16 protein-coding genes and 1 riboswitch are annotated in these 18,641 nt (G+C 55.1%); of the genes, 5 read left to right on the top strand and 11 right to left on the bottom strand.

Features of this window, described 5'->3' with window-relative positions; genetic code table 11:
• Positions 1-225: 225 nt before the first annotated feature.
• On the bottom strand, positions 226-1,077 hold the full coding sequence (gene murI, locus NG99_RS26620) for a glutamate racemase (RefSeq protein WP_034899737.1): 852 nt from the start codon (positions 1,075-1,077) through the stop codon (positions 226-228).
• A complete protein-coding gene (btuB, locus tag NG99_RS26615) occupies positions 1,022-2,896 on the bottom strand; it encodes a TonB-dependent vitamin B12 receptor BtuB (protein WP_034899736.1) in 1,875 nt (624 codons plus the stop codon). Before btuB ends, murI begins: the two co-directional genes overlap by 56 nt.
• A gap of 72 nt (positions 2,897-2,968) precedes the next feature.
• Positions 2,969-3,147, bottom strand: a riboswitch (cobalamin riboswitch).
• Between the two features lie 127 nt (positions 3,148-3,274).
• Here btuB and trmA point away from each other — a divergent pair.
• Positions 3,275-4,375 (top strand): tRNA (uridine(54)-C5)-methyltransferase TrmA, encoded by a 1,101-nt coding sequence (gene trmA / locus NG99_RS26610; protein ID WP_034899734.1) that lies wholly within the window; start codon positions 3,275-3,277, stop codon positions 4,373-4,375.
• A gap of 29 nt (positions 4,376-4,404) precedes the next feature.
• Here trmA and NG99_RS26605 read toward each other — a convergent pair whose 3' ends face one another.
• Together NG99_RS26605 and fabR are read right to left on the bottom strand one after the other, a co-directional pair.
• Positions 4,405-4,758, bottom strand: coding sequence for a YijD family membrane protein (locus NG99_RS26605; protein WP_034899733.1), 354 nt, complete (start codon positions 4,756-4,758; stop codon positions 4,405-4,407).
• A gap of 11 nt (positions 4,759-4,769) precedes the next feature.
• On the bottom strand, positions 4,770-5,411 hold the full coding sequence (gene fabR / locus NG99_RS26600) for an HTH-type transcriptional repressor FabR (RefSeq protein ID WP_034899740.1): 642 nt from the start codon (positions 5,409-5,411) through the stop codon (positions 4,770-4,772).
• Positions 5,412-5,613: 202 nt separating this feature from the next.
• Between fabR and sthA the strand changes: the two genes are divergently transcribed.
• Entirely contained in the window at positions 5,614-7,014 is a 1,401-nt protein-coding gene (sthA, locus tag NG99_RS26595; RefSeq protein ID WP_034899731.1) for a Si-specific NAD(P)(+) transhydrogenase, read from the top strand.
• On the opposite strand, the gene oxyR is transcribed toward sthA, so the two are convergent.
• On the bottom strand, positions 6,997-7,914 hold the full coding sequence (oxyR, locus tag NG99_RS26590) for a DNA-binding transcriptional regulator OxyR (protein ID WP_034899729.1): 918 nt from the start codon (positions 7,912-7,914) through the stop codon (positions 6,997-6,999). The two genes, sthA and oxyR, sit on opposite strands and share 18 nt — an antisense overlap.
• Positions 7,915-8,043: 129 nt before the next feature.
• Here oxyR and NG99_RS26585 point away from each other — a divergent pair, with 129 nt between their 5' ends.
• The gene (locus NG99_RS26585) at positions 8,044-8,775 is read left to right on the top strand and encodes a redoxin family protein (RefSeq protein WP_034899726.1); all 732 of its coding nucleotides are present in this window, start codon (positions 8,044-8,046) and stop codon (positions 8,773-8,775) included.
• Positions 8,776-8,891: 116 nt separating this feature from the next.
• Here NG99_RS26585 and NG99_RS30255 read toward each other — a convergent pair whose 3' ends face one another.
• From NG99_RS30255 to argC, 6 genes are all read right to left on the bottom strand, one after another.
• A complete protein-coding gene (locus NG99_RS30255) occupies positions 8,892-9,221 on the bottom strand; it encodes a hypothetical protein (RefSeq protein WP_034899723.1) in 330 nt (109 codons plus the stop codon).
• Between the two features lie 50 nt (positions 9,222-9,271).
• The gene (locus tag NG99_RS26575; RefSeq protein ID WP_052130892.1) at positions 9,272-9,592 is read right to left on the bottom strand and encodes a hypothetical protein; all 321 of its coding nucleotides are present in this window, start codon (positions 9,590-9,592) and stop codon (positions 9,272-9,274) included.
• A gap of 287 nt (positions 9,593-9,879) precedes the next feature.
• Positions 9,880-11,253, bottom strand: a complete 1,374-nt coding sequence (argH, locus tag NG99_RS26570; RefSeq protein WP_034899721.1) for an argininosuccinate lyase — start codon at positions 11,251-11,253, stop codon at positions 9,880-9,882.
• A gap of 92 nt (positions 11,254-11,345) precedes the next feature.
• Positions 11,346-12,560, bottom strand: coding sequence for an argininosuccinate synthase (locus tag NG99_RS26565; protein WP_034899720.1), 1,215 nt, complete (start codon positions 12,558-12,560; stop codon positions 11,346-11,348).
• Positions 12,561-12,582: 22 nt separating this feature from the next.
• Complete coding sequence (gene argB / locus NG99_RS26560) at positions 12,583-13,359, bottom strand: acetylglutamate kinase (RefSeq protein ID WP_034899738.1); 777 nt, start codon at positions 13,357-13,359, stop codon at positions 12,583-12,585.
• A gap of 12 nt (positions 13,360-13,371) precedes the next feature.
• Positions 13,372-14,376 (bottom strand): N-acetyl-gamma-glutamyl-phosphate reductase, encoded by a 1,005-nt coding sequence (gene argC, locus NG99_RS26555; protein ID WP_034899717.1) that lies wholly within the window; start codon positions 14,374-14,376, stop codon positions 13,372-13,374.
• A 180-nt stretch (positions 14,377-14,556) separates the two neighbouring features.
• Here argC and argE point away from each other — a divergent pair, with 180 nt between their 5' ends.
• Both argE and ppc read left to right on the top strand, forming a co-directional pair.
• Positions 14,557-15,708 carry an acetylornithine deacetylase gene (argE, locus tag NG99_RS26550; protein WP_034899714.1) on the top strand — a complete coding sequence of 384 codons (1,152 nt, stop codon included), beginning with the start codon at positions 14,557-14,559 and terminating at the stop codon, positions 15,706-15,708.
• A gap of 245 nt (positions 15,709-15,953) precedes the next feature.
• Entirely contained in the window at positions 15,954-18,605 is a 2,652-nt protein-coding gene (gene ppc, locus NG99_RS26545) for a phosphoenolpyruvate carboxylase (protein ID WP_034899713.1), read from the top strand.
• The last annotated feature ends 36 nt before the right edge of the window (positions 18,606-18,641 follow it).

Here is an 18,641-nt window from a genome sequence, read left to right as displayed (position 1 = left end):
AAATTGTTAAAGAGCGGTGCCACATAATCTCGTGTGGCGCGGGGTGCAGATACTACGCTTTCCCGCTGAAGAGTCAAGAGATTTTCTCAATTTTCTCTTCCTGACCCGGTGGCCTGTATGCCGTTGTTCCGTGTCAGTGGAGGCGCATTATAGGGAGTTCCTGACGACCCGCAAGCGCTAATTGCAAAAAAAATTTCAACCGTTTATTTTTTACTCATCGCAGGGTTAAACCGTCAACTTTTCGAGCTTTTCAAAGCCATAACGCTGTAAAACGGGCATAAGCTGCACTGCCTGCTCGGTAATATCCATGCAAAAAGCGATATTGCCGTCGGCAGAAAACGCCGCTGGCGATTCATTTTCTAACAGCCATGACGTGCGGCGAGCTATTGCCGCACCGGAATCTACCAGCCGCGTCCCCTCCGGCAGTACCTGCTGCAACTCCTCATTTAATAATGGGAAATGCGTGCAACCCAGCACCACGGTATCCGGCGGCTCTTTCATACGCAGCCATGGCTGCAAAATACGGCGGACTTCCTCCAGCTGAACCGGCTTACCCTGTAGCTTCGCTTCGGCCAGTTCCACCAGCTCTGCCGAGCCCAGCATTTCGGTTTTACATTCGCTGGCGAAACGAGCCACCAGCTCATGGGTATAAGGACGTTTAACCGTGCCGCGCGTTGCCAGCAAGCCTACGATGCCATTGCGCGTCAGGCGCGCAGCCGGTTTGATCGCAGGCACAACGCCTACCACGGGGAAGTCGAAACGCGCACGCAACGCTGGGAGGGTAACGGTACTGGCCGAGTTACAGGCGATCACCACCAGCGCCAAAGGGTAGCGCCGGGTTACAGCGGCAACGATGTCGACAACCCGGTGGACGATAAACTCTTCTGACTTTTCGCCATAGGGAAAGGCCACGTTATCAAATGCATAAAGATAGTGGAGGTCCGGCATCAGCTGCCGGAGCTCATCATAGACGGAAAGCCCACCGACGCCAGAATCAAAAACCAGCACGGTGGGACGCTCTTTAGAAGGTGTAGCTGCCGCTGAGGTAATACTCCCTTCCTGGAGTTTGATAGCCATAAACTGTCTCGTAATCTTTATCAAACAGGTTAGCTATTCTACCACGAACGGTCAGCTGAGACGTGACCGGATACGAAACGGCAAGATCCCACAGGCTTACGCCGCCGAGCTTAACGGTACGGGTGGTGTAAGAGGTGTTGTAATCCTTGTCATAACGTTCGCCCAGATATTGATAGCTCAGCGACCAGTCAAAATCATAAATCGTGTAATCGAGTTGGTATTTAACCTGCTGTTTGGCGCGACGAACAAGGATTTCATTAGTGTTACCGTTGCGCGGGTCGACATAGTCATAAGAAACAGTATGGCTGAGCGGTCCGGTATCAAATGAAGCCGTGGCCTCAACGCCTTTGATCGTTGCCTTATTGATATTGTAATAACGGTAAGTGGTCGGGTCGCTGTCGATCAGATCATCAATGTCGTTACGATAGCCCGAGAGACGCCAGTTAACCGGACCCGTCAGGCCTTCAAAACCGCCCTCCCACTGCTTGCTTTTTTCAGGGTCGAGGTCGCGGTTCCCGTAGACGCCGCTGTATAGCTGGCTGAGGTTCGGCGACTTGAAAGCCGTACCGTAAGAGGCAAAGACGCTATAGCCCTCGACAAATTCCCAGGACGCGCTGGTTTGCCAGGTATTGTGCCAGCCGAAAGCGTTGTTATCGTCACCGCGAACGGCGCCTTCCAGCGTCACGTTGCCCAGTTTCTGCTGCGCGGTGGCATAGACGCCGGTGTTACGCTGTTCTTGCCCTTCACTGACATAATTGGTGTTGGGTTGCGAAGTTTGCTTCTGCCAGTCTACCCCGGCGCTAACCGTACCATAGCCCAGCGCCACCGTGTTGCCCCACTGGAGATTGTACTGCTCAACGTCATCCAGCGTAGCCGGATCGGCGTAGCGGCCCAGACGAGGGTCATAGTTATAATCTTTGGTATGGCTGTAGCTGGCAATTAACTGAGTGGAATAGATGTCGCGATTAAACCGCAGCCCGGTATCCCACGTCTGGCTGTAAAGCTGACGAGTATCAACCAGCGCGCCAGGAACGGTGTAGCTCAGAGAATTATCGTAGGCCGTTCGGTTATCATAGCCATAACCCCGGACAAAACCGCTAAACTCCTCATTGAACTGGTGCTCCACGGAGCCATAGAGGGATTTACTCATAAATCCGTCACGATCTTTCTGCGCCGGATCGCCGTAGACATCCGGGTAGTTGGCCACCACGTCGTAGCCTTTGGTGTAAGTATAGTTACCCGCCAGCGTCACCCGCGTGTTCTGACCCAGCATTTGCTGCGTAGACCCATCATAAGCCTGATAACCATTGGAGCCGACGCCAGCGGTCAGCGTGGTGCCCGGCTTGCTGCGACCGGTGATAATGTTGACCACGCCGCCAATCGCATCCGATCCATACACCGCCGAACGTGAGCCGCGAACATACTCAATGCGCTGCACCAGAGAGATCGGGATTTGGCTGAGATCGGACGATCCGCTAATGCCGGCCTGATTCAGGCGAATGCCGTCAATCAACACCAGTACATGGCGGGATTCCGTGCCCCGGATAAACAGTGAGCTTTGCTGACCCAGCCCGCCCGATTGCGCGATATCAACGCCCGGCAGACGACGCATAACATCCGCCACGCTTTTAGACTGCCAGCGGTCAATCTGGTCACGGGTGACCACCGTCGTGGGCGCCAGCACCGAAGAGACGGGTTGGGCAAAGCGGTTGGCAGTAGTAACCAGCGTATTATCAGCGTCCTGCGCAAAGCCATTCTGCGCCCAAAGGGAAATCGCCGTTGCGCTAAAAGCCAACAGTGGGGTTTTATTGGTTATCATTTTTGACAAAGCATCCAAAAATTCTTGCAGGATGCCGCAGGCCTACGACCGATAGCACGCGATGATCGTATGAATTGCGACGTAATACCGGCAGGTCTTCGGGCTCGGAATCATTAAATGGCGAAGACTTCCCATCGTGAGACAGTGTCTGCAGAGCAATCGCCATGACATTCCCTACCGCTGCGCGTCAGCTCCAGCTTTGCACTGGATTCCCTTTTAACTGTTTGAAAGGCCGGAAAAGGCATCTTATGTTCAACAATGAAAGAAGTCCAGATATCCAGACATCCAACACCACGCCAGCGTGGACAAGACTGGACATTGAGTGTCAGATGCCTACAATCGCCCGGCAATAAAAGCCCTTCAACCTTAGGATTTAGCATGACGCCCGAACAGCTGCCCATTGAACAATACGATGCCCAACTCGAGGAAAAAGTCAGCCGTTTGCAGACGCTGATGACGCCGTATGCGGCACCGGAGGTTGAGGTATTTCGTTCACCGGTCAGCCATTACCGGATGCGCGCGGAATTCCGGCTCTGGCACGAAGGAGACGACCTTTATCACATCATTTTTGACCAGCAGACTCGCCAGCGCATTCGCGTGGACAGTTTCCCGGCAGCGAGCCAGCTGATTAACCAGCTGATGCCGCGCCTGATCGAGGCCGTTCGTGACAATAAGGCGCTGCGTCATAAGCTGTTTCAGGTCGACTACCTTTCCACGATGAGCAATCAGATCGTGGTCTCTCTGCTTTATCATCGCGCGCTGACCGAAGAGTGGCAGCGGGAAGCGGAAGCGCTGCGGGATAAGCTGCGAGCTGAAGGGTTTGACCTGCATTTAATTGGTCGAGCAACAAAGACCAAAATCTGTCTGGATCGGGATTACGTTGATGAATGCTTACCGGTAGCCGGAAAGAACATCCTCTATCGTCAGGTGGAAAACAGCTTTACGCAGCCCAACGCCGCGATGAATATTCAGATGCTGGAATGGGCGCTGGATGTCACCAGGGATGCTACCGGCGATCTGCTGGAGCTGTACTGCGGCAACGGCAACTTCTCACTGGCGCTGGCACGCAATTTCAACCGGGTGCTGGCGACGGAAATTGCCAAACCTTCGGTGGCTTCCGCTCAGTACAATATTGCGGTCAACCAGATTGAAAACGTGCAGATTGTGCGTATGGCGGCGGAAGAGTTTACCGAAGCGATGAACGGAACCCGTAAATTTACGCGTCTGGAAGGGATCGATCTACAGAGCTATCAGTGCGAGACGATTTTCGTCGACCCGCCGCGCAGCGGGCTTGATGCGGAAACGGTAAAAATGGTGCAGGCCTATCCCCGCATTCTTTATATCTCCTGCAACCCGCAAACGCTGTGCGAGAACCTCGCGACCCTGTCAGAGACGCACCGCGTTGAGAAGCTGGCGCTGTTCGATCAGTTCCCCTATACGCACCATATGGAGTGCGGCGTGCTGCTGACCAGGCGCTAAACGGCACCGGGCGACACCGTCGCCCACAGCTACTCGCTTTTACGCGCACGCAGCTTCAGCCCAATCCAGAACACCAGCGCCACCATCAGAATCGTCGGCACAAAATTGGAGCCGATCTCCGGGTATTCAGCACGAACAATAGCGCTGTAGAGCAGAATGCCCAACAGGAAAAAGGCCGCGGCAAGTGAAGGCATACCGTCCGGCATAGAGCGATTCAGATAGCGTTGATGCAGACACCAGGCGGCAAGGCCCAGCGCAATCAAAGGGAAAACAGAGAACGGCACAAAAGAGCTGAATATCACTGAAAACGATCCGTTGATCGACAATCCGGTGAGAAATGCCAGCAACAGCGTACCTCTGTCCCGGCCAGGCGCTAAGCTCATGTCACTTTCCTTTATTCACGGGATTCCAGCGTCACCGCCAGCCTCTCCTGTTCACGACGATACCAGTAATAAGCACCCTTCGAAATCATCCGCAGTTGCAGCACCAGCCGCTCTTCCAACTGACGACGCTGCGCGATATCGATATCCAGCGCTTCCGCACCGGCGTTAAACACGATAATCACCATCGCTTCAGCCTGAGCTTCAGTGAAGCTGCGCGGCATACGGTTTTCAATCTCAAGATAGTCAGCCAGTTCGGCGATAAAATGCTGAATTTCACGGGCTACCGCCGCACGGAACGCCGCCGATGTTCCTGAACGTTCCCGCAGCAGCAGGCGGAAAGCGTTAGGATTATTGCCGATAAACTCCATAAAGGTGGAGACCGAGGTGCGAATGACGCTGCCCCCTTTGGCAATGCGCTGACGAGCCTGGCGCATCAGCTGGCGAAGCATCAGCCCGCTTTCATCCACCATGGTTAGTCCTAACTCATCTACATCACGAAAGTGACGGTAGAATGATGTCGGCGCGATCCCCGCTTCCCTGGCGACCTCCCTCAGGCTCAGACTGGCAAAACTCCGCTCGGCGCTTAGCTGACTAAATGCTGCTTCAATCAGCGAACGTCTTGTCCGTTCTTTCTGCTGTGCTCTGACGCCGATGGTAGCCATGTTTGTGCCTGTTTTACTTGCCCAATCGGCACTATAACAAAAATTTCAGCGTACAGCGGCAACTAGTTTGTGAGCGGCTGTTAACCTCACGCTTTGTCAAATGATGGCAAAAAAGCCTGTTAGAATTGGGAAGTCGTCATCGGGATGTTAGAATCTCGTTGAAAAATTGTATAAGAAAATAGGACGTATTGGTATGCAACAGTCTTATGATTACGACGCCATTGTGATTGGCTCCGGTCCGGGCGGTGAAGGCGCCGCGATGGGCCTGGTCAAACAGGGCGCTCGCATTGCGGTTATCGAGCGTTATCACAACATCGGCGGCGGTTGTACCCATTGGGGAACTATCCCTTCTAAAGCGCTACGCCATGCTGTGAGCCGTATTATCGAATTCAACCAGAACCCACTTTACAGTGACCATACTCGCCTGCTGCGGTCCTCGTTTGCTGACATTCTTAATCACACGGAAAACGTCATTAGCCAGCAAACCCGTATGCGCCAGGGCTTCTATGAACGCAACCGCTGCGAGTTATATCAGGGTGACGCGCGTTTTGTGGATGCCAACACCATTGAGATAGAAAGCCATGACGGTACCGTTGAGCGCCTGACCGCGGAAAAATTTGTTATCGCCTGCGGCTCACGCCCCTATCACCCTGATGATGTCGACTTTACCCATCCTCGCGTCTACGACAGCGACTCGATCCTTAACCTGCACCATGAGCCAGGCCACGTCATTATCTATGGCGCCGGGGTGATCGGCTGTGAGTACGCGTCGATTTTCCGTGGCCTGAACGTGAAGGTCGATCTGATCAATACCCGCGATCACCTGCTGGCGTTCCTTGACCAGGAGATTTCAGACTCGCTTTCCTACCACTTCTGGAACAGCGGCGTAGTGATCCGCCACAACGAAGAGTTCGAGAAGATTGAAGGCGTCAGTGACGGGGTCATCATGCACCTGAAGTCAGGCAAGAAGGTGAAAGCCGACTGCCTGCTCTACGCCAACGGCCGTACCGGGAATACCGATTCGCTGTCGCTGGAAAACGTTGGGCTGGAGGCGGACGGACGCGGCCTGCTGAAAGTGAACAGCATGTATCAGACCGCACAGCCGCACATCTACGCGGTAGGCGACGTGATTGGCTACCCAAGCCTGGCGTCGGCAGCTTACGATCAGGGTCGCATTGCGGCACAGGCGCTGATCAAGGGCGAGGCGAATGCGCACCTGATTGAGGATATTCCCACCGGGATTTATACCATCCCGGAAATCAGTTCAGTGGGCAAAACCGAGCAGCAGCTGACGGCGATGAAGGTGCCTTACGAAGTGGGGCGTGCGCAGTTTAAGCATCTGGCGCGCGCGCAGATTGTGGGGATGAATGTCGGAAGCCTGAAAATTCTTTTCCACCGCGAAACCAAAGAGATTCTGGGTATCCACTGTTTTGGAGAGCGTGCGGCGGAGATCATTCATATCGGCCAGGCCATCATGGAACAGAAAAATGGAGGGAACACGATTGAGTACTTCGTGAATACCACCTTCAACTATCCAACGATGGCCGAAGCCTACCGTGTGGCGGCGTTAAACGGCTTAAACCGCCTGTTTTAACGTGGTGCCCATATAGCTCTGCATATGGGTCCTGATCGCCTCTGCCAGCTGCTCATAGCGGTTGCGCAGCGGCGAACCGGGACGATAAACCAGCGCAATTGTACGCTGCGGTTCCGGCTTATAACACGGCAGATAGCAGACGCCATCCCGCACGCGCTCTTTAGGCACGGCCAGCGCAGGCAGCAGCGTGATGCCGCTTCCTGCCGCAACCATGTTGCGCAGGGTTTCCAGGCTGGTAGCCCGAAAATGCGTGTCCTCATCAGCCCCGGCCTGGAAGCAGAAGCCCATCGCCTGATCGCGCAGGCAGTGTCCGTCCTCCAGCATCAACAGCTTTTCACCGGCTAAATCTGACATCGGAACCCGATCCCGATCGTGCCACGGATGATCCTGGTAAATCGCCAGCTTCATCGGCTCATCAAACAGAGGCACCTCAATAAAGGCCTCTGACTCTTTGACTAACGCCAGAATGGCGCAGTCCAGCTTGCCGCTGTCGAGCTGTGCCAGCAGTTGCTGCGTCTGCGCCTCGTGCAGATACATCTCCAGCTTGGGAAACGTTTGGTGCAGCGTCGGGATAATCTGCGGCAGCAGATAGGGTCCCACCGTCGGGATCAACCCTATATGCAGCGGCCCGGACATCGCTTCACCCTGCTGACTGGCCATCTCCTTCAGCACTTTCACTTCACGCAATACGGTACGTGCCTGATCCACCAGCAGAAGTCCAGCCTGGGTGAACAACACCTTCCTGCTGGTTCTTTCCAGCAACATCACGCCAAGCTCATCCTCCAGCTTACGGATTTGGCCGCTAAGAGTGGGCTGACTGACGTGGCAGGCATCCGCCGCACGCCGGAAATGGCGATGCTCGGCCAGCGCTACCAGGTATTCAAGATCACGAATATTCATTTAATCCTCCGGGCCACGATAGTCCGTGGCGATAGATAGGATAGCAATCAACGATTAGCCCTATCAAGCACCGATAGCAATAATGTCGCCCGTTCGAGAGATGAGTCACCCCTAATCAAGAGGTAGTTTATGTTTGCAAGTCAGGAAGGTAAGTCAGTCCCACAGGTCACTTTTCATACGCGTCAGGGCGACAATTGGGTCGACGTAACGACTGATGAGCTGTTTAAAGACAAAACTGTGATTCTTTTTTCCCTGCCGGGTGCGTTTACCCCGACCTGCTCGTCAAGCCATCTCCCGCGCTATAACGAGCTGTCAGAGGTCTTCAAAAAGCAGGGCGTGGACAGCATTCTCTGCGTGTCGGTAAACGACACCTTTGTGATGAATGCGTGGAAAGCCGATCAGCACGCGGAGAACATCACTTTCATCCCCGACGGCAACGGCGACTTTACCCGTGGCATGGAGATGCTGGTAGAGAAAGCCGAACTGGGCTTTGGTCCTCGTTCATGGCGTTACTCCATGCTGGTACGCAACGGCGTGGTGGAAAAGATGTTTGTCGAGCCTAATAAGCCTGGCGACCCGTTTGAAGTGTCTGATGCCGATACCATGCTGCGCTATCTGGCGCCGGAATTTAAGGTGCAGGAATCCGTTTCCCTGTTCACCAAGCCCGGTTGCGCATTCTGCGCCAAAGCCAAACAGATGCTCCAGGAACGGGGAATACAGTACGAAGAGATTGTCCTGGGGCAGGATGCCACTACCGTCAGCCTGAGAGCCGTCACCGGCCGCGCCACGGTGCCGCAGGTCTTTATCGGTGGACGCCACATTGGCGGCAGCGACGATCTGGAGAAGTTTTTTGTTGCGTAAAAGATAAGCAGAACGGGTGATGCCACGATGACCCGCTCTCTTATGTGCCGGGAAATTAAAATAAAGTCGACATTCTTTTGGCGGGCCTGCTGGCCCGCTTTTTTTATTGTGTTGCCTTACAGACCGGGTTTACCCCGCATCAAATCCCGGATCATCTCTTCTGCCATTACCAGGCCCTTATCATAGCCAATAAACGGCCCGGCGATAGCGCCAGCAACAGCGCCCAGTGCCGCGCCGCCCACCATGCCAGCCAGCGCAGTAAGCCCGCCGCCGATGCCAATCACATCGCCACTAAAGGCACCACGGCCCCCGGCAATCGCCAGCGTCCATGAGCCTATAATCGCGGCGCCCACAGAGCAATAGATCCCTTCCAATATATTAGCGACAGCGTTATCGCCGTAGGCACCTGAAACAGCGCAAACTTCCCTGACGTTTAACTCACGCATACTAAATTCCTTTTAAAGTTGATTTAAAATTAAGATAACATCATCAAGATTTATTTGATGCCGCCATTAATTACCGTTTCAAAAGCGTCTATCACCAGCGGGTAACTCCACTCAAAAGGGACCATCGCACCGCCCACTACACCGCCGATCCCGCCGATGATCGCCCCGCCAAACGCCCCCACTAACTGACCGATAAAGTTTAGCCCCAGCACCCCAGTGGCATCACCGCCACGCAAATAGCCAATAGCGCCGCCGGTTACTGCTGCTGCCACACCAGAAAGAATTGAGCTGGCGGCACGGTCAAGGATAAAATCAAGAGGGCCGGCCGCCCCTGTTACGACATTCACTTCAGCTAAATTTAATTCACGCATATTCGTTCCTTTGCATTAAATATCTATAAAAAAACGTCCTCTACGCATTAATTATGCGCAGAGTAAATTTATATAGAGCAGCCTCAGTTGTAAATTGAAAGAAAATCCATTTAATTATAAGTATGACGGCGTTAATTTATTTATCAGAAAAAAAAGGAATTAAGTAATTATAATTACCAGAGATAATGTTGAAACAAAAAGATAAACCTGACGATATTTGCCAGGTTTATCTGAAGAAGAACGGGCTAACCGAAGAAATAATTCATAAGGGCAACAGCGACTTGCCCTTAACCCAGACGCTGCTTCACCTCGGTAATCGCCAGCGACACCTGATGAGGAGACACGCCGCCTTTAGCGTTGCGCTTGTCCAGACAGGATTGCAGCGCCAGGATCGGGTAAACATCATCACCAATCACGCTGCTGAATGCCTGAAGATCTGCCAGCTTCAGCGCTTCCAGCGCTACGCCTTTATTGATGGCGGCGACCACCACTTCACCCACAATGTGGTGAGCCTCGCGGAAGGGAACGCCTTTACTGACCAGGTAATCCGCCAGCTCGGTGGAGTTAGCGTAACCCTGCTCTGCCGCTTCCTGGCAACGCGGGCGTTTCACCTGAATGCCGTCCAGCACCAGCGCCGCCATATGCAGGCAGTCTGACCAGGTATCCAGCGCATCGAACAGCCCTTCTTTGTCCTCCTGCATGTCCTTGTTGTAGGCCAGCGGCAATCCTTTCAGCGTCATCATCATGCCGGTCAACGCGCCCTGCACGCGGCCGCATTTGCCGCGGATCAGCTCCAGCGCATCCGGGTTTTTCTTCTGAGGCATCAGCGAAGAACCCGAGGTCACGCGGTCGGACAGCTCAATGAAGCCAGATTCGCCAGTATTGAAAAAGATCAAATCTTCAGCGAAACGGGAAAGGTGAACCATGCCGATTGAAGCGTCGGACAGCAGCTCCAGCACATGGTCACGGTCAGAAACCGTATCCAGGCTGTTGCGGGTCGCGGAAGCAAAGCCTAACCAGTCGGCCAGCTGCTCGCGGTCAATCTCGTAGGCAGTACCGGCCAACGCGCCACAGCCTAACGGGCTGACGTCAAGGCGTTTCAGAGCATCCTGCAGGCGGCTTTCATCACGAGCCAGCATTTCTACGTACGCCAGGCACCAGTGCGCAAAGGTCACCGGCTGCGCGCGCTGCAAATGGGTATAGCCAGGCATTACCGCATCCTGACTGGCTTCAGCGGTAGCCACCAGCGCCTGCTGAAACTGGCGGGTGGCGATCAGCAGCTCGCCGATCTGCGCCTTGCACCACAGCTTAAGGTCGGTTGCGACCTGGTCGTTACGGCTGCGGCCGGTATGCAGCTTTTTGCCGAGCGCGCCGACTTTCTCAATCAGGCGTCCCTCGACGTAACTGTGAATATCTTCGGCATCGCTCTCGAGGATCTGTTGCGGATTCGCCCGCACCTCTTCAAGCAGTACGTTCAGCGCGCTTTCCAGCTGCTGCTGCTCTTCCGTCGTCAGAACATTGACCGTGACCAGCGCTTTGGACCAGGCAACGGATCCGACGATATCCTGCTCTGCCAGACGATAGTCAAAGCGCAGCGAGTCATTAAATTGTTTGAAACGTTGATCTGCTGCCTGAGTAAACCGTCCACCCCAAAGTGCCATGTCAGTGCTCCATAAATTCGTTTGGTGAGAGTATTTTTAGCGAGGCGCCAGGGCTCAAGTGAGTCCCTGGCGCGGTAAGCCGTAACTTAAGCTTATTTCTTTTCGTTCAGCGCGCGAATGCGTGCAGAGAGTGAGAACAGACGGATAAAGCCGCCTGCATGACGATGATCGTACACTTCGTCTTCGCCGAAGGTGGCGAACTCTTCAGAATAGAGGCTGTTAGCCGATTTCTTCTGAATCGCGGTCACCTGGCCTTTATACAGCTGTAGCACCACTTCACCATTCACCTCTTCGGCCAGCGACTGAGCCGCAGCCTGAATGGATTTACGCAGCGGGGCGAACCAGCGACCATCGTACACCACGTAGGACATTTCGTGGCCCAGCTGCTCGCGCCATTTGAAGCTGTCACGATCCAGAACCAGCTGCTCAACCGCACGCAGCGCGTTAACCATGATAGTGCCGCCGGGGGTTTCATAGCAGCCGCGGGATTTGATGCCAACCAGACGGTTTTCCACAATGTCAACACGGCCCACGCCATGTTTCGCACCCAGCACGTTCAGCGCTTCCAGACACTGGAACGGGCTAAGCGCTTTGCCGTTTACCGCCACCACGCGGCCCTTCTCAACGGAGACGGTTACCTGCTCGGGTTGATCCGGGGCTTCCAGCGGGTCCACAGTCCACACCCAGCAGTCTTTGTTTGGGGCATTCCACGGGCTTTCCAGCACGCCGCCTTCGGTCGAGATGTGCCAGGCGTTTTCATCACGGCTGTAGATCTTTTCCAGCGAGGCAGTGGTAGGGATATTGCGCTCTTTCAGATAGTCCAGCAGCGCTTCACGGGAACGCAGGTTCCACTCGCGCCACGGCGCAACCACTTTCAGCTGTGGAGCCAGCGCGGTGTAGGTGGTTTCGAAACGCACCTGGTCGTTCCCTTTCCCTGTTGCGCCGTGGCACAGCGCATCGGCCCCTACTTTCAGCGCCAGCTCAACCTGCGCTTTAGCGATGACAGGACGCGCCATCGACGTTCCCAGCAGATAGGTGCCTTCATACAGCGCGCCAGTTTGCAGGACCGGATAGACGTAGTCGCTGATAAACTCTTCACGCAGGTCGACAACGTGGCATTCAGACGCGCCGGATTGCAGAGCTTTCTGCTCAACGCCTTCCAGATCGCTACGTTCCTGGCCGATATCGGCCACGAACGCCACCACTTCACAACCGCCGTAGTTCTCTTTCAGCCAGGGGATAATGGCGGAGGTATCCAGACCGCCGGAGTAAGCCAGAACGATTTTTTTGATGCTCTTATCTTGCATGGTCTTTTCCTTGAATACTCTGTTAAGCGAGGATCCGGGTGCCAATTGGCACGCCGTTAAATAGGGTCGGCAGCTGCTCAGCATGACGCCAGCTGGCGATATCCACCGGGCGACCCAGCGTGCGGGCGGCGTCCAGAGCCGCATTGACTTTCACAATCATGCCGTCGGTGATCACGCCTTCCGCGATCAGCTTCTCGGCTTTGGCGGCGGTCATCTCTTCAATGCGCTGACCTTTGCCGTCCAGAATGCCGCTGACGTCCGACAGCAGGATCAAATCGGCACCCAGCGTGGCAGCCAGCGCGGTCGCGGCCTGATCGGCGTTGACATTCATTAACTGACCTTGCTGGGTGATGCCGATGGAACTGACAACCGGCAGGAAACCCGCCGTCAGGAGCGTGTTGATCAGTACCGGCGATCCGGGAGTGGCCAGACCAACGTGACCGAGTTCTTCATCGAATGCCTCGACGTTGACGCTGCTGCCATCGCCCAGGCACAGGCCAACGGCTTCGATACCGTGTTTCTTCGACCAGGCCAGCAGGGTTTTGTTAGCGGTTCCCGCTAGCGCTCCGGTAATAATATCAATCTGATCGGCAGGCGTAACGCGCAGGCCGTTTTTCTTTTTCACCGGCAGCGAAAGCTTGCTCATCAGTTCATCGACCAGACAGCCTCCGCCATGAACAATCAGCAGCGGACGCTGATGCTCAGCCCGGTAGGCGACCAGCGCGCCAAACAGGCGCTCCAAAGCCACTTCACTGTCCAGCAGCACGCCGCCGAGTTTAATAATTAAGGGGTTCATAATCTTACTCACTGATTAAATAAGTGACTGCGTTTCCGGGAAGCCGAAACGAATATTCAGGCACTGCACCGCCTGCGAAGAGGCGCCCTTCAGCAGGTTATCCTCCGCCGAGACCACAATCAGGTGTTCGCCCTGCACGGCAAAGCCGATATCGCAAAACGGCAGGCCGACGACGCCTTTGATCGACGGTACGCCCTTGTCGTAAAGCCGCACCAGCGGCTTATCGTGGTAGGCATTGTGAAACGCTTCCGCCACGTCATCGCGGGTCACGCCCGCTTTCAACCGGCAGGTCGTTGTAGCCAGGATACCCCTGGCGAAATTCCCCAGATGCGGCGTGAAAATCACCGGCACGCCAAGGTGCGCGGCAATTTCAGGCTGGTGACGGTGGGTGAAGATGCCGTAAGGCTGAAGGCTCACTTCGCAGAAGCTGGTGCCGACGGCCGCTTTACGGCCCGCGCCGCTCACGCCGCTGGTCGCGTTGATAACCGGCCACTGCGCCTCGTTCAGCAAATCGCCCTCAACCAACGGCTTCAGAGCCAGCTGGGCCGCGGTCGGATAGCAGCCGGGCACGGCAATCAGCTGCGCCTCTTTAATTTTGCCCTGCTGCCATTCGGCCAGGCCGTATACGGCTTTTTCCAGCCAGTCCAGATGCTGATGCGCGAATCCATAGTTGTCGGTGAAGAAGCTTTCACTGTTAACCCGGAACGCCGCAGAGAGATCGAACACCACGCATCCAGCAGCGAGAAACTCAGGCGCGAGGTCGTGGCTGACTTCGTGAGCGGTCGCAAGAAAAACCACGTCTACCTTACCGGCATACTCAGACGCGCTGCTCAGCGGCTGCAACGGCATATCAAGGATACCTTTCAGCTGCGGATGAAGGTCAGAAAGTAATTTTCCTGCGTCCGGGCTTTGCGCTGAAACGGCTAAAGCGGTTATGTTCACCTGTGGGTGACGATTCAGGTAAGTCGCAAGTTCTACGCCAGCATAGCCACTGGCACCAACAATCAGCGTATTCAACATCAGACTGACTACCTTATTCGGTCTCAAAATTCCGGGCTGCGGCGGCTAACGCTGCATTCCCACGCGAGCGGCGCTGGACTCAGGCACAAATTCTGGTTTCCATCCGTACGCCACTAATGTATTTTTATTCACTATTACTGCATGAATATTGATACTATCCTAACTCAAGGACTGTCAACAGTGAAGACAAAATTACCGCCTTTTATCGAGCTTTACCGTGAGTTGATTGCCACTCCCTCGATCAGCGCCACCGATGCCGCCATCGATCAGAGTAATGAAACTTTAATCAATTTGCTGGCCGGCTGGTTTCGCGATTTAGGCTTCAGCGTCGAGGTGCAGCCGGTGCCCGGCACGCGCCACAAATTCAACATGCTGGCCAGGACAGGCAACGGAGCGGGCGGGCTGTTATTAGCTGGTCACACCGACACCGTGCCTTACGACGACGGCCGCTGGACCCGCGATCCTTTTACGCTCACCGAGCATGACAACAAGCTTTACGGCCTCGGCACCGCCGATATGAAGGGCTTCTTTGCCTTTATTTTAGACACGCTGCGCGACGTCGATCTGAGCAAGCTGGAAAAACCGCTCTACATTCTGGCTACCGCAGATGAAGAAACGACGATGGCCGGCGCAAAATATTTCTCTGACAATACGGCTATCCGCCCGGACTGCGCCATCATCGGTGAGCCGACCTCCCTGAAACCCGTGCGGGCGCACAAAGGGCATTTGTCTCAGTCGATCCGTATTCAGGGGCAATCCGGTCACTCCAGCGATCCGGCCCGCGGCGTGAATGCCATTGAGCTGATGCATGAATCCATTACGCATCTGATGGGTCTGCGCAATACGCTGAAAGAACGCTATCATCATGATGGGTTCGCCATCCCCTATCCGACGATGAATTTTGGCTACATCAACGGCGGCGATGCGCCGAACCGCATCTGCGCCTGCTGTGAAATGTATATGGATATTCGTCCTTTGCCGGGGCTGTCGCTGAACGATCTTGAAGGCTTGCTGAACGATGCGCTGGCACCCGTCAGCCAGCGCTGGCCTGGCCGGGTGACCATCGGCGAACTGCATCCGCCAATCCCCGGCTATGAATGCCCGCGTAACCATCAGCTGGTGCAGGTAGTTGAAAAACTGCTGGGCACGGAAACGGAAGTGGTGAACTACTGTACGGAAGCCCCTTTTATTCAGGAGATTTGTCCTACGCTGGTGCTTGGACCAGGCTCTATCGATCAGGCCCACCAGCCTGATGAATACATCGATACAGCATTTATTAAACCAACCAGAGAACTGATTGCTCAGGTTGTGCATCATTTTTGCCATCACTGACCGACATTTGGGGCAATTCACTACAGAAACAGCGAGTTGCCCCTGAATTGTTCCATGTTTCACGATAAGAATAACTTATCGAACTTAGCTGTAATTAAATTTCATAAATTACCGTCATTTAGCCCCACCAGCCGCGGAATTTAAGTCATTTGACGAATTGAAACGAACGTGGCTAGATAAAAGGCAAAGTTATGCCGCCAACGGTGAAATAAAGTGACAAATACAAGAAGGGTGTCAGGGGTCATATGAACGAACAATATTCCGCAATGCGAAGTAATGTCAGTATGCTCGGCAAACTGCTCGGGGATACCATTAAGGATGCGCTTGGAGAGAACATCCTTGAGCGGGTAGAAGCCATCCGCAAGCTCTCTAAGTCATCAAGAGCGGGAAATGACGCCCACCGTAAAGAATTGCTGTCAACGCTGCAAAATTTGTCCAATGATGAGCTGTTGCCGGTGGCGCGCGCCTTCAGCCAGTTTCTGAATCTCACCAATGTTGCCGAGCAGTATCATACGATCTCCCCGAAGGGTGAAGGAGCCAATCACCCGGAAATGCTGACTAAAGTATTTGAGCGCCTGAAGCAGCAGCCACAGCTCACCGAAGCGTCCATCCGTGAAGCGATTGAGTCTCTCTCGCTGGAGCTGGTGCTGACCGCTCACCCGACGGAGATCACTCGCCGGACGCTGATCCACAAGCTGGTTGAAGTCAACAGCTGCCTGAAGCAGCTCGATCACAACGATCTTTCTGACTACGATCGATCGCAGATCATGCGCCGTTTGCGCCAGCTGGTTGCGCAGGCCTGGCATACCGATGAAATTCGTAAATATCGCCCTTCCCCGATTGATGAAGCCAAGTGGGGCTTTGCCGTAGTGGAAAATAGCCTGTGGGAAGGCGTGCCAAACTTCCTGCGCGAGCTGAACGAGCAGGTTGAAGCCTCCTTCGGCGTTAAGCTCCCGGTTGACTTTGTGCCGGTACAGTTCACTTCGTGGATGGGCGGCGACCGTGACGGCAATCCGAACGTTACTGCTGATATTACACGCCATGTCCTTCAGCTCAGCCGCTGGAAGGCCACGGACCTGTTCCTGCGGGATATCGCGGTGCTGGTGTCAGAGCTTTCAATGTCTGAATGTACGCCAGAGGTGCGTGAACTCTGCGGCAACCCTGAAGCGCTGGAACCTTATCGCGAGATCATGAAAAATCTGCGCAGTCAGCTGATGAGCACCCAGGCCTACCTCGAACGTCGCCTGAAGGGCGAACGTCTGCCGCGTCCTGCCAACCTGCTGATTTCGAATGACCAGCTGTGGGACCCGCTGTACACCTGCTATCAGTCGCTACAGGCCTGCGGCATGAGCATTATTGCTAACGGTCAGCTGCTGGACACGCTGCGTCGCGTGAAGTGCTTCGGCGTTCCGCTGGTGCGTATCGATCTGCGTCAGGAGAGCACCCGCCACACGGAAGCGCTTGCCGAAATTACCCGCTTCCTTGGGTTGGGCGATTACGAAAGCTGGTCAGAGGCCGACAAGCAGGCCTTCCTGATTCGCGAGCTGAGCTCAAAACGCCCGCTGCTGCCGCGCCAGTGGGAGCCAAGCCCCGACACGCGTGAAGTGCTGGAAACCTGCCGCGTTGCCGCTGAAGTGCCGAAAGGTTCCATTGCCGCCTACGTGATCTCGATGGCGAAAGTGCCGTCAGACGTGCTGGCCGTGCATCTGCTGCTAAAAGAAGCCGGTATCCCGTTCACCCTGCCCGTGGCACCGCTGTTTGAAACGCTGGATGACCTGAACAACGCCAACGATGTCATGAGCCAGTTGCTCAACATCGACTGGTATCGCGGCATCATTCAGGGCAAACAGATGGTGATGATTGGCTATTCCGACTCGGCAAAAGATGCTGGCGTGATGGCGGCGAGCTGGGCGCAGTACCAGGCCCAGGATGCGCTGATCAAAACCTGTGAGAAAGCCGGTATCACGCTGACGCTGTTCCACGGACGCGGCGGCTCCATTGGCCGCGGCGGCGCACCGGCACATGCCGCGCTGCTGTCTCAGCCTCCTGGCAGCCTGAAAGGCGGCCTGCGCGTGACGGAGCAAGGCGAGATGATCCGCTTTAAATACGGCCTGCCGGAAGTCACCATCAGCAGCCTGTCGCTGTATACCGGGGCGATCCTTGAGGCCAATCTTCTGCCGCCGCCGGAGCCAAAGAAAGAGTGGTGCGGCATTATGGATCAGCTGTCGGCGGACTCCTGCGCGATGTATCGTGGATACGTGCGTGAAAATAAAGATTTCGTGCCCTACTTCCGCTCGGCAACCCCTGAACAGGAACTGGGCAAATTGCCTTTAGGTTCCCGCCCGGCCAAACGTCGCCCAAGCGGTGGCGTTGAGTCGCTGCGCGCCATTCCGTGGATCTTTGCCTGGACGCAGAACCGCCTGATGCTGCCAGCCTGGCTGGGGGCTGGCGCGGCGCTGCAAAAGGCGATGGAAGCCGGTCATCAGGATCAGCTTGAGACAATGTGCCGCGACTGGCCATTCTTCTCAACCCGGCTGGGGATGCTGGAGATGGTATTTTCTAAGGCCGATCTGTGGCTGGCCGAATACTACGATCAGCGCCTGGTAGAACAACCGCTGTGGCCGCTGGGTAAACAGCTACGCGACCAGCTGGATTCTGATATCAAAGCGGTGCTGACTATCGCCAATGACTCCCATCTGATGGCTGACCAGCCGTGGATTGCCGAGTCTATCGCGCTGCGAAACGTCTATACCGACCCGCTTAACGTTCTGCAAGCCGAACTGCTGCATCGTTCACGCCAGCAGGAAGCCAGGGGAGAAGAAGCCGATGCCCACGTTGAGCAGGCGCTGATGGTGACCATTGCCGGCGTTGCGGCAGGGATGCGTAACACCGGTTGATCCCTGCGGGCCAAACTGACTAGTCCTGATATAGGT

This window comes from Erwinia typographi (assembly GCF_000773975.1).
In the GTDB taxonomy this organism is placed as follows: Bacteria; Pseudomonadota; Gammaproteobacteria; order Enterobacterales; family Enterobacteriaceae; genus Erwinia; species Erwinia typographi.
The sequence above is the reverse complement of the archived record's forward strand: the minus strand, read 5'-3'. Positions and strand labels throughout refer to the sequence as shown.

Coding starts and splice junctions, on each gene's coding strand:
- murI (WP_034899737.1), bottom strand. CDS start 1,077: ATGGCTATCAAACTCCAGGAAGGGAGTATTACCTCAGCGGCAGCTACA.
- btuB (WP_034899736.1), bottom strand. CDS start 2,896: ATGATAACCAATAAAACCCCACTGTTGGCTTTTAGCGCAACGGCGATT.
- trmA (WP_034899734.1), top strand. CDS start 3,275: ATGACGCCCGAACAGCTGCCCATTGAACAATACGATGCCCAACTCGAG.
- NG99_RS26605 (WP_034899733.1), bottom strand. CDS start 4,758: ATGAGCTTAGCGCCTGGCCGGGACAGAGGTACGCTGTTGCTGGCATTT.
- sthA (WP_034899731.1), top strand. CDS start 5,614: ATGCAACAGTCTTATGATTACGACGCCATTGTGATTGGCTCCGGTCCG.
- oxyR (WP_034899729.1), bottom strand. CDS start 7,914: ATGAATATTCGTGATCTTGAATACCTGGTAGCGCTGGCCGAGCATCGC.
- NG99_RS26585 (WP_034899726.1), top strand. CDS start 8,044: ATGTTTGCAAGTCAGGAAGGTAAGTCAGTCCCACAGGTCACTTTTCAT.
- NG99_RS30255 (WP_034899723.1), bottom strand. CDS start 9,221: ATGCGTGAGTTAAACGTCAGGGAAGTTTGCGCTGTTTCAGGTGCCTAC.
- NG99_RS26575 (WP_052130892.1), bottom strand. CDS start 9,592: ATGCGTGAATTAAATTTAGCTGAAGTGAATGTCGTAACAGGGGCGGCC.
- argH (WP_034899721.1), bottom strand. CDS start 11,253: ATGGCACTTTGGGGTGGACGGTTTACTCAGGCAGCAGATCAACGTTTC.
- NG99_RS26565 (WP_034899720.1), bottom strand. CDS start 12,560: ATGCAAGATAAGAGCATCAAAAAAATCGTTCTGGCTTACTCCGGCGGT.
- argC (WP_034899717.1), bottom strand. CDS start 14,376: ATGTTGAATACGCTGATTGTTGGTGCCAGTGGCTATGCTGGCGTAGAA.
- ppc (WP_034899713.1), top strand. CDS start 15,954: ATGAACGAACAATATTCCGCAATGCGAAGTAATGTCAGTATGCTCGGC.